General features: G+C 68.5%; 2 protein-coding genes. Both read left to right on the forward strand.

Translation table 11 applies throughout. The features are described 5' to 3' along the window. The first annotated feature begins 756 nt into the window (after positions 1–756). Positions 757–1,206 (forward strand): 50S ribosomal protein L13, encoded by a 450-nt coding sequence (gene rplM, locus DQW06_RS25320; RefSeq protein WP_019610106.1) that lies wholly within the window; start codon positions 757–759, stop codon positions 1,204–1,206. A gap of 37 nt (positions 1,207–1,243) precedes the next feature. Further along, positions 1,244–1,753, forward strand: a complete 510-nt coding sequence (gene rpsI, locus DQW06_RS25325; protein ID WP_013156146.1) for a 30S ribosomal protein S9 — start codon at positions 1,244–1,246, stop codon at positions 1,751–1,753. Positions 1,754–1,801: the final 48 nt, after the last annotated feature.

Raw genomic sequence — 1,801 nt, forward strand, 5'->3', positions numbered from 1 at the left:
CGGCTGCGCGGGGGAGTGGTGGTGCTGCGGGTACGGGGGATGCTGGCCGGACGGGGGCGCGCCGTGTGTCTGCTGCGGCCCCGATGTGGGATGCTGGCCCTCGGCGTGGGAGGGCGATGACCCGAGCAGGTCCTGGCCGTCACCGGCCTCCGGTCCGACGGGTCTGCCGTCGGGACCGTACTGTGGCTGGTTCGGATGGGTACTGATGGGAGTCTCCGAGGGCTCTGGGGGTGGGACTAGGCCGCGGTCCACCGGCACGTGGCCTGGGCCGCGCGGTGCCGTCCGTTCCGGGTTCCCGTGGTGTCGGCGACCGTGACGGGCGTCTCCAAGGTCGCGTCGGTGCCCGTCATCACGGGAGCAGACCGGCCTTTCGGTGCAAGCGTAGCCAACGCGGGGGCGGGAACAGGACGAAGCACTCCCGGCAACGGGCATAATAAAAGACGGAGAGGTCACGGATGTGACCCCGTGCCGGTGTTTTCCCCGCCGAGCGCGGTCCGGCCGGTCCGCCCCGCCGCTGGCTTTGACCTGCGCGGCGGTGGCCAGGTAGGATATTCCGTCGTTGTGCGTTGAGTTGCCGTGGGCCCCGACCACCGGGCGCCGATCCACGCACCATCGTCTGCGCACTCACCATTCGGAGAGTCCTGTGACATGGCACGGGATATCCGGCCAGACGCCCCCGCAACCGCGGGTGTGTATACGAGTCCCCCATTCCCGCACGGGATGGGGCAGCCGACTGAAGAGCGAAGGCAAACGATCGTGCGCACATACAGCCCCAAACCAAACGATGTCCAGCGTCAGTGGCACGTTGTCGACGCTACCGATCTCGTGCTCGGGCGTATGGCGAGCCAGGTTGCCACGCTGCTTCGGGGCAAGCACAAGCCGTACTACGCGCCCCACATCGACACCGGCGACTTCGTGATCGTCGTGAACGCCGACAAGGTCGCCCTGACCGGCAAGAAGCTGGAGCAGAAGCGCGCCTACCGCCACTCCGGCTACCCGGGCGGCCTGCGCTCCGTCTCCTACGCCGACCTGCTGGAGAAGAACCCCGAGCGGGCCATCGAGAAGGCCGTCAAGGGCATGCTCCCCAAGGGCTCCCTGGGCCGCCAGATGGCCAAGAAGCTCAAGGTGTACGCCGGTCCGGAGCACCCGCACCAGGCCCAGCAGCCGGTTGCGTTCGAAATCACCAAGATCGAGCAGCCCGCCTAGGCGTTCGCAGACTTTTACAGAGAGCACGAGGAGAACCGTGGTCGAGCCCACCGGCATCGAAGACGTCGAGCAGGAGTACGTGGAGAACCCGGAGGAGTTCCCCTCCGAGTACACCAGCGAGTCCGACGAGAACGCCGCCGCCTACGTCCCCACCGCGTCCGGCCCCAGCGCCGGTACCGGTCGCCGCAAGCAGGCCGTCGCCCGTGTCCGCATCGCCCCCGGTTCGGGCGAGTGGAAGGTCAACGGCAAGTCGCTTGAGGCGTACTTCCCGGACAAGGTCCACCAGCAGACCATCAAGGAGCCGTTCGTCTCCCTCGGGTTCGACGGCGCCTACGACGTCTTCGCCCGTCTCGACGGCGGCGGCACCAGCGGCCAGGCCGGCGCCCTGCGTCACGGCATCGCCCGCGCGCTGGCGTCCCTGGACCCGGAGAACAACCGCCCGACCCTCAAGAAGGCCGGTTTCCTGACCCGCGACGCCCGCGAGGTGGAGCGCAAGAAGGCCGGTCTCAAGAAGGCGCGCAAGGCTCCCCAGTTCTCCAAGCGCTAGTGCTCATGCGCCGGCACCCGCTCGGCTGAGCTTCGGCCCGTACGCCGT

This window comes from Nocardiopsis sp. TNDT3 (assembly GCF_003427465.1).
Classification (GTDB): domain Bacteria; phylum Actinomycetota; class Actinomycetes; order Streptosporangiales; family Streptosporangiaceae; genus Nocardiopsis; species Nocardiopsis dassonvillei.